The sequence below is a fragment of the Neorhizobium vignae genome, assembly GCF_000732195.1.
In the GTDB taxonomy this organism is placed as follows: domain Bacteria; phylum Pseudomonadota; class Alphaproteobacteria; order Rhizobiales; family Rhizobiaceae; genus Neorhizobium; species Neorhizobium vignae.
Window position 1 is genome coordinate 163,345 of record NZ_JNNU01000012.1, and the last position, 23,044, is coordinate 186,388.

21 protein-coding genes are annotated in these 23,044 nt (G+C 60.2%); 16 read left to right on the forward strand and 5 right to left on the reverse strand.

Annotated elements, in window-relative coordinates; genetic code table 11:
* Nucleotides 1-324: 324 nt before the first annotated feature.
* Nucleotides 325-3,315 (forward strand): GTP pyrophosphokinase, encoded by a 2,991-nt coding sequence (locus tag GQ59_RS20910; protein WP_037084648.1) that lies wholly within the window; start codon nucleotides 325-327, stop codon nucleotides 3,313-3,315.
* 140 nt (nucleotides 3,316-3,455) lie between these two features.
* On the opposite strand, the gene GQ59_RS31340 is transcribed toward GQ59_RS20910, so the two are convergent.
* The gene (locus tag GQ59_RS31340) at nucleotides 3,456-3,626 is read right to left on the reverse strand and encodes an SDR family oxidoreductase (RefSeq protein ID WP_244448016.1); all 171 of its coding nucleotides are present in this window, start codon (nucleotides 3,624-3,626) and stop codon (nucleotides 3,456-3,458) included.
* A 69-nt stretch (nucleotides 3,627-3,695) separates the two neighbouring features.
* Between GQ59_RS31340 and GQ59_RS20915 the strand changes: the two genes are divergently transcribed.
* On the forward strand, nucleotides 3,696-4,544 hold the full coding sequence (locus GQ59_RS20915) for a pPIWI-associating nuclease domain-containing protein (RefSeq protein ID WP_037084649.1): 849 nt from the start codon (nucleotides 3,696-3,698) through the stop codon (nucleotides 4,542-4,544).
* A 323-nt stretch (nucleotides 4,545-4,867) separates the two neighbouring features.
* Here GQ59_RS20915 and GQ59_RS20920 read toward each other — a convergent pair whose 3' ends face one another.
* The gene (locus GQ59_RS20920; RefSeq protein ID WP_051904110.1) at nucleotides 4,868-5,071 is read right to left on the reverse strand and encodes a hypothetical protein; all 204 of its coding nucleotides are present in this window, start codon (nucleotides 5,069-5,071) and stop codon (nucleotides 4,868-4,870) included.
* A 219-nt stretch (nucleotides 5,072-5,290) separates the two neighbouring features.
* Nucleotides 5,291-5,482, reverse strand: a complete 192-nt coding sequence (locus GQ59_RS20925; RefSeq protein WP_037084651.1) for a hypothetical protein — start codon at nucleotides 5,480-5,482, stop codon at nucleotides 5,291-5,293.
* A gap of 101 nt (nucleotides 5,483-5,583) precedes the next feature.
* Between GQ59_RS20925 and GQ59_RS20930 the strand changes: the two genes are divergently transcribed.
* Both GQ59_RS20930 and GQ59_RS20935 read left to right on the forward strand, forming a co-directional pair.
* Complete coding sequence (locus tag GQ59_RS20930; protein ID WP_051904104.1) at nucleotides 5,584-6,141, forward strand: type II toxin-antitoxin system VapC family toxin; 558 nt, start codon at nucleotides 5,584-5,586, stop codon at nucleotides 6,139-6,141.
* Nucleotides 6,142-6,485: 344 nt separating this feature from the next.
* A complete protein-coding gene (locus tag GQ59_RS20935; RefSeq protein WP_037084652.1) occupies nucleotides 6,486-8,501 on the forward strand; it encodes a DNA cytosine methyltransferase in 2,016 nt (671 codons plus the stop codon).
* Between the two features lie 43 nt (nucleotides 8,502-8,544).
* On the opposite strand, the gene GQ59_RS20940 is transcribed toward GQ59_RS20935, so the two are convergent.
* A complete protein-coding gene (locus GQ59_RS20940) occupies nucleotides 8,545-9,210 on the reverse strand; it encodes a hypothetical protein (RefSeq protein ID WP_037084653.1) in 666 nt (221 codons plus the stop codon).
* Nucleotides 9,211-9,753: 543 nt separating this feature from the next.
* Here GQ59_RS20940 and GQ59_RS20945 point away from each other — a divergent pair.
* The 12 genes from GQ59_RS20945 (at nucleotide 9,754) to GQ59_RS20995 (ending at nucleotide 22,257) form a co-directional block, all read left to right on the forward strand.
* The gene (locus GQ59_RS20945; RefSeq protein ID WP_037084655.1) at nucleotides 9,754-10,104 is read left to right on the forward strand and encodes a hypothetical protein; all 351 of its coding nucleotides are present in this window, start codon (nucleotides 9,754-9,756) and stop codon (nucleotides 10,102-10,104) included.
* A gap of 128 nt (nucleotides 10,105-10,232) precedes the next feature.
* A complete protein-coding gene (locus GQ59_RS20950) occupies nucleotides 10,233-10,544 on the forward strand; it encodes a hypothetical protein (protein WP_037084657.1) in 312 nt (103 codons plus the stop codon).
* 189 nt (nucleotides 10,545-10,733) lie between these two features.
* Nucleotides 10,734-11,546: a hypothetical protein gene (locus GQ59_RS20955; protein WP_244448017.1), complete on the forward strand. Its 813-nt coding sequence runs from the start codon at nucleotides 10,734-10,736 to the stop codon at nucleotides 11,544-11,546.
* On the forward strand, nucleotides 11,537-11,860 hold the full coding sequence (locus tag GQ59_RS33120) for a hypothetical protein (protein WP_244448018.1): 324 nt from the start codon (nucleotides 11,537-11,539) through the stop codon (nucleotides 11,858-11,860). The genes GQ59_RS20955 and GQ59_RS33120 overlap by 10 nt, the downstream gene beginning before the upstream one ends.
* Complete coding sequence (locus GQ59_RS20960; protein WP_244448019.1) at nucleotides 11,857-13,779, forward strand: TnsB C-terminal domain-containing protein; 1,923 nt, start codon at nucleotides 11,857-11,859, stop codon at nucleotides 13,777-13,779. The genes GQ59_RS33120 and GQ59_RS20960 overlap by 4 nt, the downstream gene beginning before the upstream one ends.
* A gap of 14 nt (nucleotides 13,780-13,793) precedes the next feature.
* Nucleotides 13,794-14,861, forward strand: a complete 1,068-nt coding sequence (locus GQ59_RS20965; RefSeq protein WP_037084781.1) for a TniB family NTP-binding protein — start codon at nucleotides 13,794-13,796, stop codon at nucleotides 14,859-14,861.
* Nucleotide 14,862: 1 nt separating this feature from the next.
* On the forward strand, nucleotides 14,863-16,719 hold the full coding sequence (locus GQ59_RS20970; protein WP_037084658.1) for a TniQ family protein: 1,857 nt from the start codon (nucleotides 14,863-14,865) through the stop codon (nucleotides 16,717-16,719).
* 713 nt (nucleotides 16,720-17,432) lie between these two features.
* Nucleotides 17,433-17,783: a hypothetical protein gene (locus GQ59_RS20975; RefSeq protein WP_152564408.1), complete on the forward strand. Its 351-nt coding sequence runs from the start codon at nucleotides 17,433-17,435 to the stop codon at nucleotides 17,781-17,783.
* A 73-nt stretch (nucleotides 17,784-17,856) separates the two neighbouring features.
* Entirely contained in the window at nucleotides 17,857-19,326 is a 1,470-nt protein-coding gene (locus GQ59_RS20980) for a multicopper oxidase family protein (protein WP_037084782.1), read from the forward strand.
* Between the two features lie 17 nt (nucleotides 19,327-19,343).
* On the forward strand, nucleotides 19,344-21,563 hold the full coding sequence (locus GQ59_RS20985) for a copper-transporting P-type ATPase (protein ID WP_037084661.1): 2,220 nt from the start codon (nucleotides 19,344-19,346) through the stop codon (nucleotides 21,561-21,563).
* Nucleotides 21,560-21,757 carry a DUF2933 domain-containing protein gene (locus GQ59_RS20990; RefSeq protein ID WP_037084662.1) on the forward strand — a complete coding sequence of 66 codons (198 nt, stop codon included), beginning with the start codon at nucleotides 21,560-21,562 and terminating at the stop codon, nucleotides 21,755-21,757. The genes GQ59_RS20985 and GQ59_RS20990 overlap by 4 nt, the downstream gene beginning before the upstream one ends.
* 5 nt (nucleotides 21,758-21,762) lie before the next feature.
* Nucleotides 21,763-22,257: an SRPBCC family protein gene (locus GQ59_RS20995; protein WP_037084664.1), complete on the forward strand. Its 495-nt coding sequence runs from the start codon at nucleotides 21,763-21,765 to the stop codon at nucleotides 22,255-22,257.
* 97 nt (nucleotides 22,258-22,354) lie between these two features.
* Here the strand turns inward: GQ59_RS20995 and GQ59_RS21000 are convergent, their stop codons facing one another.
* Nucleotides 22,355-23,041 carry a winged helix-turn-helix domain-containing protein gene (locus GQ59_RS21000; RefSeq protein WP_037084666.1) on the reverse strand — a complete coding sequence of 229 codons (687 nt, stop codon included), beginning with the start codon at nucleotides 23,039-23,041 and terminating at the stop codon, nucleotides 22,355-22,357.
* Between the last annotated feature and the right edge of the window lie 3 nt (nucleotides 23,042-23,044).

Here is a 23,044-nt window from a genome sequence, read left to right on the forward strand (position 1 = left end):
TCGTGATATTCGACGGAGCTGGATCATGGAGAACAAAATATGAACAAATTTCCAAGAGTCAACTAGACTTCAGTGATTTTCTGAGTCGTGACCATTTCGGACAATACGCGTCTTTCACCATATTCGTGCCGAGCACGACAGACGTGCTTCAGGGCCGTTCGTCCTTGATGCCCTATTCTCGAACCGGCCCTGCCGCGACGCCAATCGGATCGGCAAGAGAGCGACAAGCTCGCCAAAGTTGTGAGCAAGTATCGTTGTCCTGATCGTGGAGATGGCGTCCAGCTCTATGGAACGGTATCAAAGACAGAAAACCGGGGTGTCGCGATGAACTTCGACGATTACGAGCGCTCAGAATTTAACCGGTACCAGGCCTTCGCCGATACCGTAAGGCAAGTTCTCGAAAGCGCGATTGTCGCGGAGGACGGTCTTCCTCGGCCGCAATCGATCCAGGCTCGAGCGAAGACGCCCGGCAGTCTCCGCAAGCGTCTTCAGGAGACCGGCAATCTCGACGCTCCGGACATCGCTTCCTTGCGCCGGGACCTCGCGGGTGTACGGTTAATTTTCTATACAAACGGCGACGTGAACCGCTTCATCAATTCCAGCGTCGTGTTCGACAATTTCGACGTCGATCGGAACGCCACCAAGATACACCATCCCGTTGAGGAGAATGGCGAGGTCCGGTACCAGGCGATCCACTACACCGTTTCATTGAATGCAGCTCGCCTAGCCCTGCCGGAGTACCGAGCGTTCGCGGGATTGCGCTGCGAGGTTCAGATACAGACAATCCTGATCCACGCCTGGGCGGAGACGTCGCACGACATCGTCTACAAGGCCGATGCTCGCGAGGGCTTCGGGAACGAAGCCCTTGAACAGATCAGAAAGCGGTTCAACCGCATCATGGACAAGTATCTGGTTCCGGCAGGTTACGAGTTTCAGCGCGTGCAGCAGGACTACGAGCGCCTTGTAGCCGGCAAGCAATTGTTCGATCAGAACGTTCTCGAATCCCTGAAGAAGGCTGAAGACAACAACCAGCGCTACGAACTCCTTCGGTCGCTCGCAGACGATCTTCTTCCTCTATATGACGATGTTCCATCGATCCTCCCGGAAGTTCTGGAGGCGATCGTCGAGGCCAGCGAAAAAGCCCGAACCACGTCGACGAAGCCGATTGACGGAACGTTCGGGTCGTTCGCCGGGTATGACGCCGAACAGATCGTCGATGCGGTGATCGACCTTATCGCAGCCCACAAGTACGCGGCGGTCGAACAGTCGTTCCTTGCGTTGAGGCGAATCTTTCCTCAGGAAGCCGACGAGCGACGTCGAAAACGCATCATAGAAATCGTCGGCCAACTGGCCGGCTATCACCTTGGAGTTTGGGAGCAAGTCGGGCCGGAAGTTCAATACCGGCTGGCGGAAGTTGTTGGCGACCCCGCTCTCGTCGAGCGCGACGTACGCCCGATCGTCATCGAATTCTGGAAGAGCCTCCTCGACGCCGAAGCGACATCGAGCACATGGTCGGCGAACGCAGTTTCGCTGAACTCCGGAGAGGTGCCGGTGAACGAGGTTCGCGAACTCCGACAGCGCGCGATTTCCGCGCTGTTCACGATGTACGAAAGCGCCGAGACCGATGGCGACCGGCGCGAGATTTTTTATGCCCTGGATAACGCCACGCGATCTGGTCGGAACGGCCCGAGTGCCGAATTTATGCGCGAGAGCCTCGCGGATCATCTGCAGATCATCAAGTTCTTCAGCGAGCGAGCCGAAGACATGTCTTACGAGCTGCGTGAGACGATCGAGCACGCGGCGCTCTACTCCTACTACCGAGCGTCCGAACTCGTCGCAGCAGAGAACGCCCCCTTCGGATGCAAAGCTCAGGCGGCGGCCCTGAGAGAGGGAATCCTCGAACTGCGGGAACGATTGAACAACGACGGGACATACTCCCGGTACAAGATCCTCGTAGGATTCGACGGCGTCATGCCGTGGCAGTGGGAAGACCGCGAATTCGATATTGAACGAGTCGAGACCTACAGAGACGAGCAGCTCGAATCCATGCTCGCCGAAGTGTCCGCGGAAACGCAGGGTTTGTGGCTTGTGTTTCTCGAGCGGTGCGCAGCCACCAAGTCGAACGACCTGGCGACCTTCCCGCGATTTGCAACGTTCCTTGAAAGATTGTCTCAGAGATCGCCAGACATCGGGGAGTTCGTCCTCGTGCATGCTTCCGACGACCTGCTCCGCTTTCTGGCCGCCTTTCTGAACGGTCTTTTCAAGGCCGGAGACCAGACGGTATATGGCCGGATACTCGACAGGTTCCTGCAGATGCACGGCCACCTCTGGCCGATCGCGGCGCACTGGCGAGTGTCCAAGCCCGATGACCCGCACACCCTGCTGCGGCTTCTGGGCCGAGCAATCGAGGATGACGATCGGCCGACTATCGCCGAATCCATGATATTCGCGATGCGAAACTTTCCAGAAGGAACGCCTTCCCACGAGGAGTTCTTCCGTCCCGCAATCCGACATCTGATCGATGCGAAGGATTCACGGTGGGTGCGCATTGCCTTCCTTCCGCACTCGACGCCCTTCTTTCAGGGCTTGGAGACCGTGGACGCGCTGCTCATTCTCGACAGCCTTCTTGAGGTTCCAGAAGTCGTCTACAATGTCGACCGCGTTCTTTCCCATGTAGCCGCCACACACCTCGACCTCGTCTGGGACTATTTCGGGCGTCGGCTCGAGCATCCTGGAAATAGTATCGAGGGGACGCGCTACGAAGCTGTGCCGCACCGGTTTCATCATCTCAACGCTCCGCTGGCGTCAGAGCCGGGACTCGCTACCGCGAAAGTTCGTGGATGGTTCGAGACGAATTCCAGATTGTTCAGCTATCGCGGAGGTCGTGTTCTGGCCGCGGCCTTCCCCACGATGACGGAAGCGTTCGCGGACGCGCTACTGGCGGAGATCGCGAAAGGTCGACCGGAGGACGCAAAATTCGTCGTCGCGGTGATGACGAACTACCACGGGGAAGAGACCACGCATGGCGTTCTAAAGGCGTTGCTCAGAACGTTTCCCGACGACGAGACGGTCGAAGACGGCGTGGCGCGAAGCATTCGCAACACCGGGGTTGTTCACGGTGAATTCGGCTTCGTCGAGACGCTTCGAGCGAAGAAGGCACTGATCCAACCGTGGTTGGAAGAAGGCGGCGCCGTCGGGAAGTTGGCCGCGGAACAGACCCGCTCCTTGGATCGCTCGATCCTCTCCGAAAAACGACACGCCGACGCCCGAAAGGCACTGCGCGAGATCGAATTCGACAATGACGACGACGAGTGACCGGCTTGATTGCTGATCAGGGCGGCTGGGTTGCCTTCTATTGGAATAAAAGCCAGCCGCCCGGTCCGCTATCGGGGGATTGGCATTCCGCCAAAATACTGGTTCGACCCCGTTGTCGGAAGTCGAACCAGTGTGGACGATTACATACCTGCGCCGCCGGCGACGATCAGAGCTTCGCCCGTGATCCAACCCGCTTCGTCCGATGCGATGAAGCTGACCGCGGACGCGATATCGCGAGGCTGGCCTAAGCGCCTCCTCCGTGCTCGCGAGCACGTCCTCTTTCCGAGCGTTCTCGGACCATAGATTGACAAGTTTACGGCAGCGAAACACGTATGGTTCAGCGACGATCAGCAGCACATCGAAGCGGCTTTGGAGGGACGATGACTGCAAGTACCAGGCTGTTGGGGCTCGCCGACCTCAAGATCGACGGCTTTTCGAAGGATGCACTGACCGCAGCGTCAATGGTTCTCGCTGACGGTAAAAATCCGCTCCGTCTTGTGTTCTTTTCCGTATCAATCAGGGTCCTGCTCGAACACATTATGGGGACTCTCGCTCCCAGCGACGACGTGGAGAGCTGCTCTTGGTACAGGAAGGAGCCGGAACGGGATGGGCCAGTTCGCGCTCAGCGAATTCAGTACTGGCTCCAAGGCGGCCTTACGGACGAATTTCTGTCGACCGAGCTCGGCTTCGATCCTCGGCCAATTCGCTCTCGTGTCCTGCGATCATTCAACCGGTTGAGCAAACACGTTCACGCTCGGCAGGGCACGCTGATCTCGGATCTCAATCTTCAGGACCAGGAAGTCGCACCGGTCGTTGACGACCTCGTCGATCTGTACACGGCTTACTTCGAATATCGCTCCGCCCTCATAGAACCCTTGGTCGAGTCTCTCGATGAAGAAGCGGTAGACGATCTCATGTCGGAAACGATCCAGTCTCTTGACGAAATCGCCACCCATCACGGAATCGAGGAGATCTACACCGAGAGTACGGAGGTAGTCGAAATCACGAGCGCATCGGTGCGCTACCGAGCGTCGGGATCGATCACTGTAAGCCTACAATGGGGATCGAATTCCGACGTGCGGCGTGGCGACGGAGCGGAAATGGACAAGAGCTTTCCATTCAGTTGCGATTTCGTAGTGCCTACCGAAGACCCACGGAACCTGACTCTTGCGGAGATCGTGTCCGGCGTGGACACGGATTCTTGGTGGAGCGGCTGGAACGACGAGTGACGAAATCCCCGGCGTGTCTCGTCCGTATCAAGCTCCACGTTCCTGGACGCCGAGGCATGACACAAACTCAATCCCTCCGTCGCTACCGACGGAAACTCACCCCTTTGAAACTGGGAAGGTACGGCCTCGTGACGAGCGCGCCGCTCTCGCCGGAGCCGTCCAAGGAGGCCGGGGTACCCGGTTCGGATCAAGCGGCGGCGTCGCACCGTCCCTGCGTCCCTTGCGCACTTTCAGGAACGATCGGATGCTGACTTCGTGCAATCCGAGGAGAGACATGAGCGGACGCGCCGAAACCACCGATGCAGTTATGCGTGCACCTCGACCTAGCCCTCTTGACGTTCCGCCTGCGGCCGCCAGCCACGCGTGAAACCCTTGCTCAAGCAGGCAGACGCCACCGCCAGTTCAGCCTGCAGGTGCGCGCAGTCTTCAAGAAGAGTCTGGATTGTAGCCCGATGGTCACCATCGTGCCATGCAAGCGCTTGGTCGACGGCGTCGGCAGCTTGGATGAGGTTCTTCTGGGCGAGCATGTTCATCACCTCCTGGAGACGCGCATCTGGTGCGTCGGCGTGGTGGGACAGGCTTTGTGGCGGGCGGGTTCATCTCGTCCGGTGCAGTGCAGCCAGACAAGCGTAGCGGACGGGATGAGTCGTTTCAACTTGGATAGATCAATAGGGCACTACCGGTGAAGATCTTTCTGCCCAATGCAGGGGCGTCGATTTCGGCGACCTCGATTGAAGTCCGAGGACTTACAGGACGTCGTCGTCTTCCAATGTTCCGGGAAGGACCGCCCACTCCGAAACAGGTTTCCTTACGCCCGGTCGGAACCGGACGATGAACATTCCATCGTGCTCCAGGACCGTCTGTGGGTTCGCCCGCGCCTCGTCGAGCAACGACTCAATGTCTTCCTCGGCTTCCTTACGGCTCCAGACTTTCGTCATGCGTCCGAATTCCTTGTATACCTGATTGGGCCACTCACATTGACGCCCGCGTCAATCTACTGTTTCTTCGCTCCGAGATCAAATCTGCCTTCGGATTGCATATGGCCAGCGTTGGAAACAGCATCACCGTGGGAAGGCCTCGGTTGCTACTGGACACCAACATCGTCAGCGCCCGAGCGCGGCGGAGACCGCCGGATGGGTTGCAGGCCTGGCTGCAGGCCGTTTCCCAGTTCGCCGACTTTTGTCTCTGCTTCCCGGTCATGATCGAAATCAAGCGCGGCCTCAGAATGGCCAACGACCCCATCGTAGCCGCGAGAGTGCGCGCCGTCATCGAGGATCTGGACAGGGCGGACTTCATATACTTCGGAATGGACAAGGCCATGGAGGGAATACTTTCCGAGATGATGGCCAACCGCAATCTCAGGCATTTCTGGCAGCCCCAGCCGAACAGCCGCACTGATCGCGTCAGTCACGACCTCATGATAGCGGCGACCTCGATCGCATACGACACCTGCATAATAACGACCGACAGCGACTACGAGGTCATCGACCGGTACCATCCCCTTCCCGGCGTCTACGATCCTATTCAAGGGAGGTGGCTCGTCGAACCCGCATACGCAATTGAACTACCGACGATCCATCCGACGCTTGGTTTGTAGTTCGATATACCGACACTCGATCCCGCAAGGTTGGGGTCGATGCCAACCGGCGCGTTGACGCCGTGAGCTGGCTAAGAGCGAAATGCTACGCAGCGCCGCGGTTCCGCGGACGAAAGGATCATAAGAGCGGAGACGGCCCCCGAATCCTCACCGAGCTCCGCCTCGAAGACGGAATAACAGAGGGCGAAGAGGAGCCGCTCGCGTCTCCTCGAATACATCGCGATTAGCGGAGCCAGCCCAACTAGACCAAAGACTTGGTTTACCAAGGACGTTTTCAATACGGCAATGGACTGCTGCTAGATGTCGCGAAAAGGCCGGGATACAGCACGCGGGGGGTTTTTAGGATGGCGGAGCACGAGGACGTCGAAGAGCGGACAGAACTCGGGGGCCTCGGTTCTGTCGAACCACATCTGCGACCCTACCGCGAGCGGGCTTCAGCCGCGTTTTACCGGATCATTGCGACCATCAAGCAACTACGTGAAAACCATCCCGATCTTTCCGATGGCTGGATCGCTAGCTGGCTGGAGCGGGAACTGGAAATTACGAAGGAAGAGGCCACGGCCCTCGCAAGAGTCGAAGCCCAACTCGGCCGGCATATAGACGTCCTGGAGAGTAACCGGGTTTCTGCGGCTGTGGTCTACGCTCTCTTGCAATGCGAGTCCGATACTAAGGACGAGTGTCTTGCGGCGATCGAAAGCGGAATACGGCTTGTCCCAGCGGACGTGGAAAGGATTCGAGCTGGGCGTGCGCCGCAAGCCTGGCACCCGAGAGTGGCGCAACAACAGCGCCGGGCGAAGTTCAACGCCGCCGCGCTTGCCGTTGGTCGAGACATGCCTCGATCCTTGAAGACAAGCAGCCGCGAGCTGCTCGAACTCCTCAATAGGGCCGCACACACGGCGAAGACCAGCGCCACAGGAGGCACTGAGCACGGCGTGGACGCGGATATCGAAAGAATTCGCGAGAAGGCGGCGGTGGTCGCCCACTACTTCCAAGCAACGTTTGGCGAAAAGCAGCCGCCTCGCTCGCGCGTGCCTGTCCTCGCGAAGAGCGATATGATCGAAGCGGCATTCCTTCAATCCTGGCATGCTCTTTCCGATCTTCAGCAGCACGTATATTCGCCGAACGAAATCGCCTCGTCCGCCTCCAATCCCGATTCCTTGCTATTTCAAAGTATCGCCTTTCTCGCCGGCACGAGGAGTACGATACCCCTGATCCGCACGCCTCGCATCGACGGAACGCCACCTCGCGAGCTGTTGCACGTCGACGTGATGGCAGGAATCGGTGGTGCCTCTCTCGGCCTCGAGACCGCTGGTTTCGCACCCGCCGCACTTTTCGAACCGTCGATCAATGCACGCCGAATCCTTCAGGACAATCGACGCGCCTGGCCCCTCAAAGACTATACCGACCCAAGCGATCTTCTGCGCCAGTGCAAAGAAATGGGACTCCGAGAAGTCGATCTCGTGACGAGCGGCACGATGATGTTTCCATTTTCTCCAAAGGTGAAGGGTACCGACTTTCACCGATCTGTCTTCGACGGCTTTATTCTTGTCGTGCGCGACCTCCGTCCGCGCGCCGTGTTCTTTGGCGTGGATCCTTCGATGATGACGAAGGCTAGCGCTCCGTCCAGAGCGGAGATCGAGAACTCCTTCGACGTCCTCGGCTATGGGTCGAGGTGGATCGAAGTGCAGGCTTCGAGAGCCGGCCTGCCGAAAACGGAGCGGCATCACGTTCTCGTCGCGATGTCGCGTCGCGCGATCGAGACGTTCGAGATGCCGGTGATTATCAACCCGGTGCGGAAGTCGCTGTGGCATGCGATCGGTAATCTGGCAGCGCCCGGACGACATCGGTCGATCCAGAATAGCAAGCAAAACAGCGCCTACGAAGCGTGGTACCGCGCGTTCAAAACGAGACTTGGAGACGGGCTCGCGCCAGCGTTCACGCTGTCCAACGGGAAGTTTAATCTGGGTGAGTGGGAAGAACTAAGCATAGACATTTCGAAGCTCGCCGAGGAGCTCCCGGCGCCCGAGCTTGTGGTCGATCCCAACTATAAATTCAAACTGACGCGGAACATGCTCGCGTCGATCAATGGATTTCCACTCCGTTGGCGACTGACTGCAGCGCTGGATCTTGAGCGAAGACAGCTCGATGGTGCGATTTCGCCGATCGTTGCCAAGATGGTAGGGCTTGCGCTCTATCCCTTGCTCACCGGCAAATCATTGGACTACGAGCGGGCTGTGACGACCCCCTTGCTCCACTGGCCTACCCGCTCGGAACTTTTTCTTGGGCCGCCCCCGCCCCCATTGCTTCCACGTCCGCCTAGCATCGCACGCCATAGGCCGCGCAAGGCAACCTCGATCTAAGCCCGAGAAGGCCGGCGTCGAGGCGCAACGTTACCATGTTCTATCACCATCTCCTGTAGCCCAATCCTGCAAGATGACGCTTCATCATCTCCGTTACCTCCGTGGTGCTGGATTTGGAGCGATCGGAATCCTCCCCATCGATGCGCAGCTCCACTCCCGCTCGATAATCGAAAGAGAAGATCACTTCGAAGCTCTGACGGTCGTAGACGAACGAAAGCGTTTCGTTGCCTTGGGAGTCCCTGTCGACGATTACATCCGCGTCGTCAGGAAGTGCGTATTCCAGCTCGTGCCATAGCGATAGAAGCGCGCCGTGATCAGGGATGTTCGGCTGGCTCGTCCCAGTTGGATAAAACGGCTCGGTCCGAAGCCTGGTTTCGATCAACTCGAGAACGGTCTCCCGATCGCCGGGCGACTCGCCCTGCATAGGGTCGACCGGAAAATAGTAGTGCCATCCGTTCGTCCCCACCGGGTTCAACAGGACATCCTGAATTCCAATTTCCAGGTCAGCCCAATCGAGCTGCTCGAGTCCCGTCTCGGACTGAACCTTCAACATGACTTCCATGGGCGACCGCCACTCGCCTTCCCCCGGTCGCCAGAACACCATTCGATCATGAAGTCCCTGCCGGTGGAGGGTGTGAAACAAATCCAGTTCTGCCATCAAGGGCTCCAGCGCCTTGACGAGTTCCTCGATAATCTTCGTGTTGTACATTCTGCCCCCAGCGAGCGTTGTCCATTTGCGGACTCACGGTCTTGGATGCCGATGCATGAAACAAACCCGATGGATTCGACGCCGTCGGTACGAGTTTGCGGATCATACTAAAGTCGAAATTGACGCCGGACCTGTAAGGCGTCGGAATGCCTTCGCATCGTCGCCAACGTGGGATCCACGCAAATGACCATATCGCCTATAGCAGGCTCGATAGGAGCGGCTGGCATAGCCGCCCGCTGATTGCGCGATCCCCTCGGGGCCGCGCCGATCTCCCGGTGCTCCCCGCCATGCCAGCCCGAAAATCAGAACAGAACGGAACGAAATCCAAAGAGATTTCGAGGCCTTTTTCTGCCGTGGACTTCAAGCACCGCACTAGCGGGCGAGTTCGCTGCAACGGTCGTGATCAGGCAGTTGACGATGGAAGGGCCTGAGGCGAACTGCTAGGCCAGTCGCAGGCGGCCGCCCCATTGAACCAGAATTCGAACTCCAGCACGTAGTGGATTTCCGCTGCGATCGCTGAACTGTGACATGGAGATACGTCAGATGGAAGATATCATCACACAACTTACCCGCAGGCATCCGCATTGCCCCCGTTGGATGGGCAACCTCTCCAAAGATCCCTTGGGCACGGCGTTTCAGTTCGCCGTCATCGACAAATGGCGGCAGGCCCATGCGGGCGACGTCGACGCGCTTTATGTGCGACTGTTCGAGGAGATCGCCGTTATGATCGCCCGGACTGGGCGACACTACCCGGTACCGACCAGGGAAGAATTCGCCGAGACGATAAAGCTATACCTGCCTATGGTGCTCGGCGTCTCCTGGCAACGTCTTCGCAATCTTCCACCACCGCCCACGCCTGAGGAGATGCGCTCCCGGATCAAGCGCTCCCGCTAGCGAGACGCCGCGGCGGCTTTCCAAACGAAATCAATCGAATACGAACGGAGTCCTCGCGGATTGCGAAGGCGAACCCGCGCGCTCTGGCACCCCACCGTGAAAACCAACCATGAAAGAGGGAGATCCAGATGAAGAAAAGAAATTCCATAGACCTCGAACTTCCCGCCGGCGATCCTGTCGACCTCAGCTCGGTAGACCTGGAACCCGCCCGCGGCTCTGGCTCCTACCACGACCTCGAACGACGCCTGTTCGACTCGGTGCGGCTACGTCACAGGAGCCAGCCGCTCGTGGTCGAGAGCGATGGGGTCTCGCTCCTCGCAGAGCTGCTGACGAAATATGCGCCTCCGCCGAGAAACCACGCTTCTGACCCGGATGACACTCCCGCAAGCCTCTGGCGGCTCTCCCTGCGTCGTCGGGCCGTGAAGCGTCCGATCCATTAATCAGCGGGCCTTGTCGGTCGCCGACGAGGCCCGCTCTCCTTCCCACTTTCCAAGCCTCCCCAATCTGCTGCTCGCACGCGGACGGCGAAGCTATGTCGAAATCAGAGGATCCAATGAGACGAGTTTTTGAAACGCCATGTCGGGACGACGCCCGCGTCACCCCAAAAGTTCGACGCGGATACCCGCGTGATGTCCTCGCTAGACGAGGAGGTCTCACATGAGGCGCGAACATCTGGTCAAGCAGCACCTTTGGAGAAGCGCGCGGGGCTCGTGCCGGACTACCGGATCCCGGATGAAGTGACTTATCTACGCCCGACGATTACGGAAACGTTCGAGAAACCGCCGCTGCCGACGCAGGCGGCGCGCATTCCATCCGACAAGTCGCCATTCAACACCAGAGGCGATCGCTACAACCCGCTGAGCGGACGGCGCATCGTTGCTGAAAGCGCTCTCGAGATCAAGGCCGGGAAGATCCTGGCGACAAGGGAAATCGTCGAACTCCGCGAGCAGTGGCCCCGCGTGTATTACATCGACCGGCATGGCGTGAGGCGTTCCCACACGTTCGACATCTGGGCCAGGAAGCTCGATGGCAAACGGGTGGCGATTGCCATCAAGCCGTTCGACAAGATCGATCCGAACGAGTTCTTCGACATGCTGCTGCGGATCAAGGACGCCGGCATCGGCGGGCTTGCAGACGACGTCAGCTTCGTCACCGAGTACTACGCGAGCGAGTATGCCGCCGCGAACGCCGAGGAGATCCTATACGCGAGGCGGGGGAGAAACGAAGACGACGTCGAGGGGACGAAGGCGCTTCTACGCGAGGTGAAAGGCAGGATCCTTTTCGGTGAACTCCTAAAGGACCTCGAGATCCAGGCCTTCCGCCGCATCGCCCTTTGGTGTCTCGTCGACGAAGGCTGGCTGCGCCCAGTCAGGCCCTCGCTGATCGAGGACCACACCCTGATGGACGTTCTGGTACCGTCGAGGGCGTCATCATGGCAGTAGCCGCCCCGCTTGCCTTCAACCAGCCTGCCGCCGTGGTGCCGATGTACTACCTCGGCGACGCAACTCGTATCGTCGTCGACGAAAAGGACTACGTGCTCGTCAGCCAGGACGTTAGGAAGACGGTGCTGCGCGATAGAAACGGATTCAACGAGGAATTCGGACACGAGCAGATATACACCCTCCATTGCGAGAACCGGTTCAGGATCGAGCGGGGAAGCTCCGAGCTTGCGCTCGGCCTTCCAAACCTCACGGACGTCCCGCCGCACAAGCTGGAAAGGCGTTCTTCTACGCCGATGCTCTGGACGAATTCGTGAAGATCCAGGCCGTAGGTCCGGACTATCCGGGCCTGCGCGAGGCCGGTTTCAAGCGCAAGAAGGTCACGCTCGGCGCCGCATGCCTCGAAGATCTCATCCCCATCATCGAAAAGACCGTCAACGAACAGTCGATGCGCGGAAGCACGCGGGGCGGAACCGTCTGGAAGTGGAGGAAGCTGGTATGTCCGCGCCACTTCTATCGTCTGTTCATAAACTATGCCGAAAACAGCTTTCGAGTGGAGAGTCTCGTCAGCGCTCACAACGGCCCCGGCGTCATTCCGTCCCGGCACCACCCGGACGACCTGCTTGTCTGGCTCGACCATGCCAAGATTTACGCCAGCAAGAAGCGTCCGAAGGTCAAGGCCGCCCTCCAGATGCTGGAGGCGAAGGTCTTGGAGCTGAACGCCGAACGGGAGCTACGGGGCCAGAGGCTTCACGAGATGCCGTCCGAAATCCTCTTCGGGAAAATGGTCAAAAGCCTTGGCAAGTACTACATCGTCGCCGGCCGCCTGGGCGAAGAAATCGCCCAGGCTTCGTTCGCATCGGTCCGGAACGGACTTCAGATCAGGCGGCCTGGCCAGCGCATTGAGATGGACGAGTGGAAGATCGATCTCGTCACCCTGCTCGCCTTTTCCGGCCTCACCAGAAAGATGACCGACGAGCAACTGGATCTGATCAAGAGCGCCCGCATCTGGATCACGACCGTGATCGACGTCGCGACCCGAGCCATCCTGGCGATGCGCTTCAGCGCACGGGCGCCGTCCAAGGATTCCTCGCTCGCCGCTCTGGAGATGGCCGTCTCCAACAAGACGCATATCTCGGCGGTGATCGGAGCGGGCACTCCCTGGATCTACAACGTGTTGTTCTCGACGCTCGTGACCGACTGGGGGCCGGCTTTCCGAGCAGTGGAACTGCGCGCCTCGGTAGCGCAGCTTAGGGGCGAGCATCAGTTCACGGCTGCAGGCTGGGCCGCCGGCCGCGGCCACATCGAGTCGCTCTTCAAAACGGAGGGGCTTCGGTTCCTTCACTGGTTCGAGGGACGAACGTTCGCGAATGTGGTCGAACGCGGACCGAACGGTGCGGTCGCGAGGCTCAACGTTGACGAACTGAACCGTCTTCTGGTCCGCGCCATCGTCGACATCTACCACCATACGCCGCACGAGGGACTGGGCGGCGAGACGCCGCATAACGCCTGGCTCCGCCTTACCGCGAAACACGGCATCCTGCCGCCTCTGCATCCCGACCAGAGGCGCCATGTCTTCGGCACGAAGATGCGCCGCTCCATCTCCGACAAGGGCGTGCGGTTCCTTGGGATCCACTACAACCATCTCAAGCTCCAGCAGATGAGGCGAAACCAGGCCGCCCTCCCCGGCTCCAAGGCGCCCACGGCGGACATCCGGATCGACCGCTTCAGCCTCTGGAAAATCTCCTTCTTCGACGGGTCCGAGTGGGTGACCGCGGAAGCCAGCATGGGACTGCCCGACGACGTCAGCGTCTGGGAATGGGTCGGCGCTGCCAAGGAGCACGCCGCAATTCACCGGGCCAACGCGAAGATGAAGCTCTCCGTCCTGCTCGCGGCGGTCAACGACCTCCGTCGCGCAGGTCACGCCGCATCCGCACGCGCTGAGCTGGGCACCGACGTTCCGTCCGCCAAGCAATATGCGGTTGCGGAAAAGAACTACTTCGACCGGGAGATCGAAGACGACATCGATGGTCCAGCTCCCGATCTGGCCGAACTCCGAATCCCGCACGACCCGCTGGAAACCGGCATCGATGCCTTTCGCCACCTGGGGACCAGCCGCGCGGCGGTGGAGGCACAGGCCCAGGCCGAGAAGGTCGTGCGACCCGATCCGTCCGGCTTCATGAACCCAGCAGATCCATCGTCAGACGACGACGATGGCCTCGACTTCGAATATTAGCAATGGAGCATCACATGACCTTCAAGAATTATGACGCAAGTTTCAGCGAGGCCGCGAGAGCGCTCTTCGACACGCTCTCTCCGGAGCAGCAGGAGCGTGCACGCCGGATGGGCGGCATGCAGGCAGCCTATATCGGTACCAAGCGGGATCTGGAACTGGACAGGGAGTTCGACCGGGTGACCGAGAACGCGGCCGCCGCGCTGTTCGGCAAGTCGGGCAAGGCGCGAGCGCTCTTCGTCCTGGGCGAATCGGGCTCCGGCAAGACGACTTCTGTCGAAAAGCACATCGCGAAAAGGCGCCAGTTCCTTCCGAGAACGACCGCGGATGGCGTGTCGGTGCGGCCGCTGGTCCCAATGCTCGCGCCGAAGCCCCTGACACTCAAGGGTCTGGCGCTCGCGGGCCTTGGGGCGCTCAACTACGAAGTCCACAACACTAGGATCTCGGGCTTTGACCTTTTTAAAGAGTGGAAGAACCAGCTCCGCGAGCAGCAGGCTCTGTTCCTTGCGATCGACGAGCTTCAACATGTGCTTCGCGGCGACACCGTCAAAGAACTTCAGACGGTGGCCGACGTGCTGAAGGACTTGCTTCAGATTCCCGGCTGGCCCCTGCACATGTTCCTCAGCGGGGTTCCAGCGCTCGCCGGATTTCTTCATCAGGATGGTGAGTCGGAACGGCAGCTCAAGGAGCGGAGCCATATCATCGAATTCCGACGCATGAGCTTTCCCGAGGACATCCCTGTCACGACCAAGATCGTCGAGAAGATCATCCGCGTCGAAGCCTGTCTCGAACCCCGCGACGTGCTCCACGAAGAGTTCGTCCATCGGATCCTCCACTCCAGCCACTTCGCGTTCGGCTCGTCGATCGAGTTGACCCGGATCGCCTGCGACAACGCCATGAGGCTGGAGCAGGATTACGTGGGTCCGGCAAACTTCATCGCAGCATACGCCCTCAAGAGCGGCTGCCGGCCATCGCAGAACATCTTCGCGGTCAAAGAGGGATGGCTCGACATATTGCCGATCAACTCTCTCCAGGAACTACTCGACAGCGTCCGTAGGCCTGCTCGTAGCACGAAGGGACGTTGAGATGGCCTACCCCTGTATCAAACCGGTGGAACCGCTCACGCAGTTCATCTCGCGCGTCGCCGCCTCTCGTGGCGTCTCCCTGTTCCACTACCGCCGGCACATGGACATCCGGGCGCGTTACAGCCGTCGCGAAAAGCTGTATGAGCGTTTTTCTGGCATGAGCGGAATCTCGGAGGACGTCCTGCGCCGCCACGACTTGGTCAAGGTCGGCGGAAACGTCCAGATCTTCGACATGACCTTCGACCTGAGAGACGTATGGGCGAAATCCGCAAGGGTCTGCGCGTCGTGCCTACGTGACGACCGGCTCAACGAGAGCGGTCGTCACGAGGCCAGGCCCCATCAGCGGTTCTCATGGATGCTGCGTGTTCTTGGACGTTGCCACAAGCACGGATCAGGGCTCGTTCAGATCGGCAGCGACTACGACCGGTTCTCATATGGAGACTTTTCACGCGCGGTCGTTAGCGGGTCTGGAACTCTCGACGCCCTTCTTCGGGACGAAGGCGACAACTCGTGCATCCAGGCTTCGGACGTCTACTTCCATCAACGGATCGAGGACGCGGCAACGCTCTCACAGGACGCGGCACGCGTACCGGGAGGAGCCGGGCCGTCGGGAGACATGTTGGAAGACCTTCCCCTCCCCGCCGCGCTCCTTCTGACCGAAATCGTCGGCGGCATGAAGCTGCTTGGCGACCGCTACCGGCGACGGAGACTTGGCGAAGAGGTGCGCCAGGCTGCCGTCGTCGCGGGGTTCGAGGTCACCTCGCGCGGCTACGACGGTCTTCGTGATTTTCTAAAGGAACAGGATGCCGTGCACTGGACGAATGCACGGCGAGGACACTTCAAAAACCTGTACGGACCGCTGCAGGAGTTCCTGCGCACGAGGCTGGAAGACGACGACTATCGGGATGTCGTGTCGTTCATCGCCGAGCACGCGATGTCGGCTCATCCCCTGGGACCCGAGGACGGCTTCCTGGGCTCGGCCCTGCCCCGAAGGTACCACAGCATCAGGACGGCAGAGGTGAGGCATCATATTCATCGAACGACCTTGCGGGGCATTCTTTCAACGGCGGGTGTGCTGCCTCCTGGTTCGGACGCCAAAGCCGACGGTCGCGTTTTGATCGACGCGAACAGATTGGAAGAACTTGTGACGCAGTGGCGAGACCGCCTGCCCACGGAAAAGGCGAAGTCCGCCTTACGCATCAGCGGTCCGGCGCTGCGATCGATCACCCGCAAAGGCCTATTGCTGAAGACGAGCACGGATAGTGAGACCGACAGCAAGATTTCCGCCGCATCGTACGCGCAATTGATGGAACTGCTCGATGAACTCCCCCGCGGTTCGCCTGCGCCCAGGATGAAACGCCTAAGCTACGTCGCGAGAATGGTCGGCCGCAGCTACGCCGAGATTGTTTCGCTGGTTGTCGACGGCGTCGTGGCGAATGCTGTCATTGACGCAAGCCAGAGCGAAGCGTTTCGGCTCGACCAGATCTTTTTGGATGCCTATGAGGTCAAGCGCGCTTTCGGAACCGCCGATCCACCTGGCGTCACGTTCGAACGCGCGGAGCGTATGCTCGGCACCACGACCCAGACGGTCAGGCGTATTGTAGAGGTCGGCCTGATCGAGACGTTCGAAACCGAAAATCCCGTGAACAGGCGGAAGCAGCGGTATTTCTCCCCGGAGGCTATCGACCAGTTCAAAAAGGACTACGTGACGCTGAGGAACTTCGCCCTCGGGCGAGGAAACATCGCTCGCGTGAAGGCTGCATTGACTGCCTTGGGTATCACGCCTGTTCTCAAGGAAAAGGGAGTGGCGACGATCTACAAAGCGTCGGAAATACCGAGCGATTTGGCAGTGAAGTAGCTAACTTCACGAACGTGCCTCAGACCCGCCTAGGCGGGTCTTTCTTTAATGTATGAAATCGTGACTCAACAGAATGCGACTTCGTGACATTTGGCGCGAATAGTTAGCATCGACTCTTTGTTTTTATTGAGAAAATAGCGGAAAATTCGTTAGATCGTGCTATTTCAGTGGAGTCTATCCAGTGTGGGCAGCCATTGATTTTGACGCACAGCCAATAAAGTGACGCAGTAAAACCTCCGCCTGAAGCGAGAAATTCAGGCGGAGGACGGAAATCAAAGAGAAAACAAGACCACCTTCAAATCTAACGACTAAACTGCCCAAGCATCAACCAAGCAATAGGCAAGTACGCCTGGAATTGATAGTTAACGCCCGATGCGGCGCTCTACACGAAGAATCCACAAACGCATTAAGAAGTTTGATTCTTACTAGAACAAAACATGAAACAATCGCATTGGTATGCGTGAAATACTTCATACTATCGGCCCATTGAGCACAGCCCTAAGGGTAGAGATAAAGGATATGGTGATCAGTTGGTCTCGCCACTGGCGGCAGTCTCGTTCGGACTTGTCGGCGGCCACGCGATGTGAGCTACTGCTCGTCCATGAGGGGTCGGGGGTGCCTTCTTCGCACATCCCCGATCCCCACTTGATGAAGATCAACGCAGGCGTATCGTGAAGCGATAGGTTGTTCCCGGGCGCAACAGGGCGAGCAAGATGAACCTGCGGAGGCTGTCACCGCTGATTTTGAGGATATGCGTCGCGATGATCGCGGCCGCCATTCTCTTCGGCGCGCCCGCCTCCCATGCCGCCCATCAGCCATGCTCCACCGAGACCGTTGCTTCGATCGGCCATTCGCACGGTGACGATCACCATTCGAGAGGCAAGGTGGCGCTCGGCGATCAGGCATGCTGCAGCAGCACCTGCCCTGTCTGCCTGCTGGTTTTCCCTTTTCCGACCACATCGGCGGGCATCTCGATGCTGGTGGTTCGTGTCTCCGATCTTCAGGATCACCTGACCGGGAGAGCCCCCTCGCCCGGCCTCAAGCCTCCGCAGTCCGCCGCCTGATGAATCCGTCCGCGTTCCAGCGGAAATCCATCATCAGCATGTCGGCATGCCGACAAGGATCGAGAGGCATATCATGTATCGCCGTCAATTTCTGAAGACGCTGGCCGCGGGTGCGGCAGCGGTCTCGCCCGTCATCAATTCCACCCGCGTGTTTGCAAACCCCGCCCCCGTGGATCTCATCATTGGAAAGAGGATCCTGGACGTGAACGGCAAGGCCGCCAGCGTGTTCGGTTTGGCCGACCGCAGCGGCAGGCCCGGCCTCGTTCTCGATGCGGGTTCGGACCTCAGCGTCCGCCTTTTCAACCAGTCCCAGGAGGACACGCTCATCCACTGGCACGGCCTGACGCCGCCGTGGGACATGGACGGCGTGCCGGAAAACCCGGCAGCACCGCTCGCAGCCGGACAGAGCCGGGAGTACGCCTTCCCTGTCGGTCCCGGCGGCACCCACTGGATGCACGCGCACACCCTGCAGGAACAGGGCCTGCTTGCGGCACCTCTGATCGTCCGGACGGCAGAAGACCGCGCCCGCGACGAGCAGGAAGTCGTCGTCCTGCTGCATGACTTCTCGTTCAAGTCACCCGAAGAACTGCTGGAAACCTTGAAGGGCGGCAGCTCCTCCGGCCATGGCGGGATGCAGTCGAGCCACAAGGGCATGATGCAGACAATGACGAACATGCAGGGTCACCAGATGCCGATGACAGGCATGTCGACGATGAGCATGCCGATGAAAGGGATGTCGTCATCGGATCTGAACGACATCGAATACGATGCATATCTCGCCAACGACCGCACCCTGGACGATCCCGAGGTCGTCAGGATCGAGAAAGGCGCCCGCGTCCGCCTGCGCATGATCAACGGAGCGACCGCCACCGCGTTCACGATCGACACGGGCGGCATCGTCGGCAGCCTGATCGCCGTGGACGGCCGCGATGTCGAACCCGTGGCTGGAAGCCGCTTTCCCATCTCGATGGGGCAGCGCATCGACATCCGGCTGGAGCTTCCTCCTGGTTCGGGTTCGTATCCGGTTCTTGCACTGCGCGAAGGCGCGGCGGAGCAGACCGGAATTGTCCTCGCGACGAAGGACGCAGCTATCGCAAAGATCGGCAGCGCCGCCTCGAAGACGGGTCCCGTTCTCGACCTCGCTCTCGAGCAGAAGCTTCGTGCAAGGACCGCTCTCTCCGCGCGGGCGCCCGACAATCAGTTCGCGGTGACGCTGACCGGTGACATGGCTGCATATGCCTGGGACCTCGCTCCGTCCGCGCCCCTGGAAGTCTCGAAGGACAAGCGGGTTCGCCTGACGATGCGGAACATGTCGATGATGGGGCACCCGATGCATCTCCATGGGCATCACTTCCAGGTCGTGCGCGTCAACGGCCAGGATATCCCCGGGGCCGTACGCGATACTGTCCTTCTCACTCCGATGGCCGAGGTGACCGTGGAATTCGACACGGCCAATCCCGGCCGCTGGCCGCTCCACTGCCACCACCTGTACCACATGGCCACAGGAATGATGACGTACGTCGCCTACGACGGCGCGATCTGATCAAGAAGGAGACCGACATGGCCCACGACCATCATGGACATCCTCACCACCACGATCACGGGGATAGGCACGAGGCGGACAACGCGCCTCCCCTGAGGACGGTGACAAATTCCTCGGCAGGAGAAGGAACCGTCTACACCTGCCCGATGCACCCGCAGGTCAGGCAGATCGGGCCTGGCAACTGCCCCATCTGCGGAATGACCCTCGAACCGGAAGCGCCGACGATCGCTTCCGGGCCTAGCCCCGAGCTGATCGACATGCAGCGGAGATTCTGGATCGGCCTCGTGCTGGCGCTTCCGGTGCTGGCGCTGGAGATGGGCGGCCATCTGACGAACCTGCACATGCTGCTGGGACCACAGACATCGAACTGGATTCAGATGGTTCTGGCAACTCCCGTCGTCCTCTGGGCGGGGTGGCCCTTCTTCGAGCGCGGCTGGCAGTCCGTGCTGACGCGCCACCTGAACATGTTCACTCTGATTGCCATGGGAACCGGGGTCGCGTGGATCTACAGCGTCATCGGAACGATCCTGCCGGGCGAGTTTCCGGAAACCTTGCGCTCGCCCGAGGGCACGGTCGCGGTCTATTTCGAGGCGGCCGCCGTCATCACCGTCCTGGTGCTGCTGGGGCAGGTTCTCGAACTTCGGGCGCGTGAACAGACAGGGGGTGCGATCCGGGCGCTCCTGGATCTGGCGCCCAAGACCGCGCGGCGGGTCAAGGCCGACGGCACCGACGAGGACATCGGGCTGGAAGCGGTCGCCGTGGGCGACAGGCTGCGAGTACGACCAGGGGAGAAGGTCCCGGTCGACGGCACTCTCCTCGAAGGTCGAAGCTCCGTCGACGAGTCGATGATCACGGGCGAGTCCATGCCCGTGACCAAGGAAGTCGGTGCCAGGCTCATCGGAGGCACGATGAACCAGACTGGCGGCTTCATCATGGAGGCTGGCAAGGTCGGACGCGATACGATGCTGTCGCAGATCGTCCGGATGGTCGCGGAGGCGCAGAGATCCCGTGCTCCCATCCAGCGCCTGGCGGACGAGGTGTCCGGCTGGTTCGTTCCGGTGGTGATCGTGATCGCCATCGCGTCCTTCGTCACCTGGATGCTGGTCGGCCCCGAACCGCGTTTCGCCCACGGCCTCATAGCGGCGGTTGCCGTGCTGATCATCGCCTGCCCCTGCGCCCTCGGGCTTGCCACCCCCATGTCCATAATGGTCGGTGTCGGTCGTGGCGCTAGGCTCGGCGTGCTGATCAAGAATGCCGAGGCCCTCGAACGCTTCGAGAAGATCGACACGCTGGTCGTCGACAAGACCGGCACCCTGACAGAAGGCCGACCCAAGGTCACGGCGATCGCACCCCGCGAGGGCATGTCCGAAGAGGAACTGCTCCGACTGGCGGCGACGCTGGAAAGGTCTAGCGAGCATCCCCTGGCACTGGCGATCGTCAACGCCGCGAATGAACGTGGCATTCCCCTCGGCGACGCGCAGGACTTCGACAGTCCGGTGGGCAAGGGCGTGACGGGCACTGTCGAAGGCAGGAAGCTCATCCTTGGCAGCCACCGGATCATGGGCGAGGCCAATGTCGATGTGTCCGCAATGGCATCGAGGGCCGAGGAGCTGCGCGGTGAAGGCGCGACAGTGATCTTCATGTCGGCCGACGGAACCCTCGCTGGTCTGTTCGCCATCGCCGATCCGATCAAGGCCACCACGCCGGAAGCTGTGAGGACGCTCGTGGGCGAAGGGGTTCGGGTCGTGATGCTGACTGGCGACAACAGGACGACAGCCCAGGCGGTGGCGCGCAAGCTCGGCATCGGCGAAGTCGAGGCAGAGGTCCTGCCCGAAGACAAGAGCAAGATCGTCGCCCGCCTCCGGAACGAAGGACGCATCGTCGCCATGGCCGGGGATGGCGTGAATGATGCTCCCGCACTGGCGGCGGCGGATGTCGGCATTGCGATGGGGACAGGCACCGACGTTGCGATCGAAAGCGCCGGGGTGACGCTCCTCAAGGGCGATCTGCAGGGCATCGCACGCGCTCGGCAGTTGAGCCGGATGACGATGCGCAACATCCGTCAGAACCTATTCTTCGCGTTCATCTACAACGCCGCAGGCATTCCCATCGCCGCAGGCGTTCTCTATCCGACCTTCGGGCTTCTCCTGTCGCCCATCATCGCCGCCGCGGCAATGGCCCTCTCATCCGTAAGCGTGATCGCCAACTCCCTCAGGCTCAGGAGCACAAACCTATGAACTCGTCCCGCACATGGCTGCTGATGGCGGCCTCGCTCATCGTCATCGTCGCCTTTTTCTTCCTCCGCGAGCACTGGGCGCATGCGCTGGGGCTAGCGCCATATCTCCTGCTGCTCGCCTGCCCGCTGATGCACCTGTTCCACGGTCATGGTGGTCATGGCCATGGCAGCGGGCAAGATCAGAAGGACCGGTAGACCCGGTGACCTATGATCGCTCGACATCGCGCACGGCTGTCGTGGAGGCGCGGCCGGAGGAGGTGTTCCAGGTCCTCGATGATCCGAAGACCCTCGGCGCTCACATGGAGAGGCCATCGGTCATGATGCTGGGCGCGACCATGAAGTACGATCTTGACGAGGCCGGAGGTCGTGCTGTCGGGTCCGTCATCAGGATGACCGGATCAGTCCTCGGGATTGGTCTATACCTTGAAGAGGTGGTGGCCGAACGGCTGCCGCCTCTTCGGAAAGCGTGGCAGACACGCGGTCCTGTGCGCCTCCTTGTCATCGGTGCCTACAGGATGGGGTTCATGATCGAACCATCGCTTTCAGGATGCTCGGTCAAGGTGCAACTCGAATACGATCTGCCGGACGGCCTGCCAGGCAGGCTTCTTGGACGCTTGTTCGGTAAAAGCTACGCCAGCTGGTGCGTCAGCAGGATGGTCGCGGAAGTGGACGCGCTTCGCAGAAGCCTTCGATGACAGCCTAGTTCTTTTCCATGAAGGCGATAGCCTCCGCGATTGCAACAGACAAAGCTCTGGATAGGCCTGCAGTCAGGCTCGGGGCCAAGGGACCGCGTCAGAAATCGCCCAAAGCATATCCGGCGCCGCGCACGGTCCGGATGACTTCGTCGGACTTGCCAAGGCTGATGACCTTGCGAAGCCGGCCGATATGGACATCGATCGCGCGCTCGTCGACGGTCGTGTCGTCGCCCCACAGGGATGCCTTGAGTTCCGAGCGGGAATAGACCTTGCCCGGTGTCCGCATCAGGAATTCAAGAAGCTTGAATTCCTTTGGCCCGAGCTTGACCTCCCGTTTCTGCCGGTGAACCCGATGGGCTTCCCGGTCGAGCGTGAGATCGCCGACCTTGAGCATATGGTCCAGGAGGGCGGGATTGACGCGCCTGAGCAGGTTCTTCACACGGACCACGAGCTCGACCGGGGAAAATGGCTTCATGACGCAATCGTCGGCACCCGCCGCCAGCGCGGTAAGGTGAAGGCCTTCACCGCCCGACGGCACGAGGAGGATGATCGGAAGGCGCGACAGGACGGGATCGAGACGCACCTCGCGGCAGACCTCGAGACCTTGCACGCCCGGAAGGTCCGAACTCATGACCAAGATATCCGGCGGAACGGCTTTCAAACGGTTCGAGATCTCGGCTCCACTTGCCAGCATCGATACGACGAAGCTGTCGGCCACGAGGGCTTTCCGCAATATCAGACGGAACGACTCGTCGTCGTCGACCAACAGGACCCGCGCGCTCATCTC

Bases quoted from the DNA above. Each gene is read 5' to 3' on its own strand.
- GQ59_RS20910 (WP_037084648.1), top strand. From the start codon at position 325: ATGAACTTCGACGATTACGAGCGCTCAGAATTTAACCGGTACCAGGCC.
- GQ59_RS20915 (WP_037084649.1), top strand. From the start codon at position 3,696: ATGACTGCAAGTACCAGGCTGTTGGGGCTCGCCGACCTCAAGATCGAC.
- GQ59_RS20920 (WP_051904110.1), bottom strand. From the start codon at position 5,071: ATGCTCGCCCAGAAGAACCTCATCCAAGCTGCCGACGCCGTCGACCAA.
- GQ59_RS20925 (WP_037084651.1), bottom strand. From the start codon at position 5,482: ATGACGAAAGTCTGGAGCCGTAAGGAAGCCGAGGAAGACATTGAGTCG.
- GQ59_RS20930 (WP_051904104.1), top strand. From the start codon at position 5,584: ATGGCCAGCGTTGGAAACAGCATCACCGTGGGAAGGCCTCGGTTGCTA.
- GQ59_RS20935 (WP_037084652.1), top strand. From the start codon at position 6,486: ATGGCGGAGCACGAGGACGTCGAAGAGCGGACAGAACTCGGGGGCCTC.
- GQ59_RS20940 (WP_037084653.1), bottom strand. From the start codon at position 9,210: ATGTACAACACGAAGATTATCGAGGAACTCGTCAAGGCGCTGGAGCCC.
- GQ59_RS20945 (WP_037084655.1), top strand. From the start codon at position 9,754: ATGGAAGATATCATCACACAACTTACCCGCAGGCATCCGCATTGCCCC.
- GQ59_RS20950 (WP_037084657.1), top strand. From the start codon at position 10,233: ATGAAGAAAAGAAATTCCATAGACCTCGAACTTCCCGCCGGCGATCCT.
- GQ59_RS20955 (WP_244448017.1), top strand. From the start codon at position 10,734: ATGTCCTCGCTAGACGAGGAGGTCTCACATGAGGCGCGAACATCTGGT.
- GQ59_RS33120 (WP_244448018.1), top strand. From the start codon at position 11,537: ATGGCAGTAGCCGCCCCGCTTGCCTTCAACCAGCCTGCCGCCGTGGTG.
- GQ59_RS20965 (WP_037084781.1), top strand. From the start codon at position 13,794: ATGACCTTCAAGAATTATGACGCAAGTTTCAGCGAGGCCGCGAGAGCG.
- GQ59_RS20970 (WP_037084658.1), top strand. From the start codon at position 14,863: ATGGCCTACCCCTGTATCAAACCGGTGGAACCGCTCACGCAGTTCATC.
- GQ59_RS20975 (WP_152564408.1), top strand. From the start codon at position 17,433: ATGAACCTGCGGAGGCTGTCACCGCTGATTTTGAGGATATGCGTCGCG.
- GQ59_RS20980 (WP_037084782.1), top strand. From the start codon at position 17,857: ATGTATCGCCGTCAATTTCTGAAGACGCTGGCCGCGGGTGCGGCAGCG.
- GQ59_RS20985 (WP_037084661.1), top strand. From the start codon at position 19,344: ATGGCCCACGACCATCATGGACATCCTCACCACCACGATCACGGGGAT.
- GQ59_RS20990 (WP_037084662.1), top strand. From the start codon at position 21,560: ATGAACTCGTCCCGCACATGGCTGCTGATGGCGGCCTCGCTCATCGTC.
- GQ59_RS21000 (WP_037084666.1), bottom strand. From the start codon at position 23,041: ATGAGCGCGCGGGTCCTGTTGGTCGACGACGACGAGTCGTTCCGTCTG.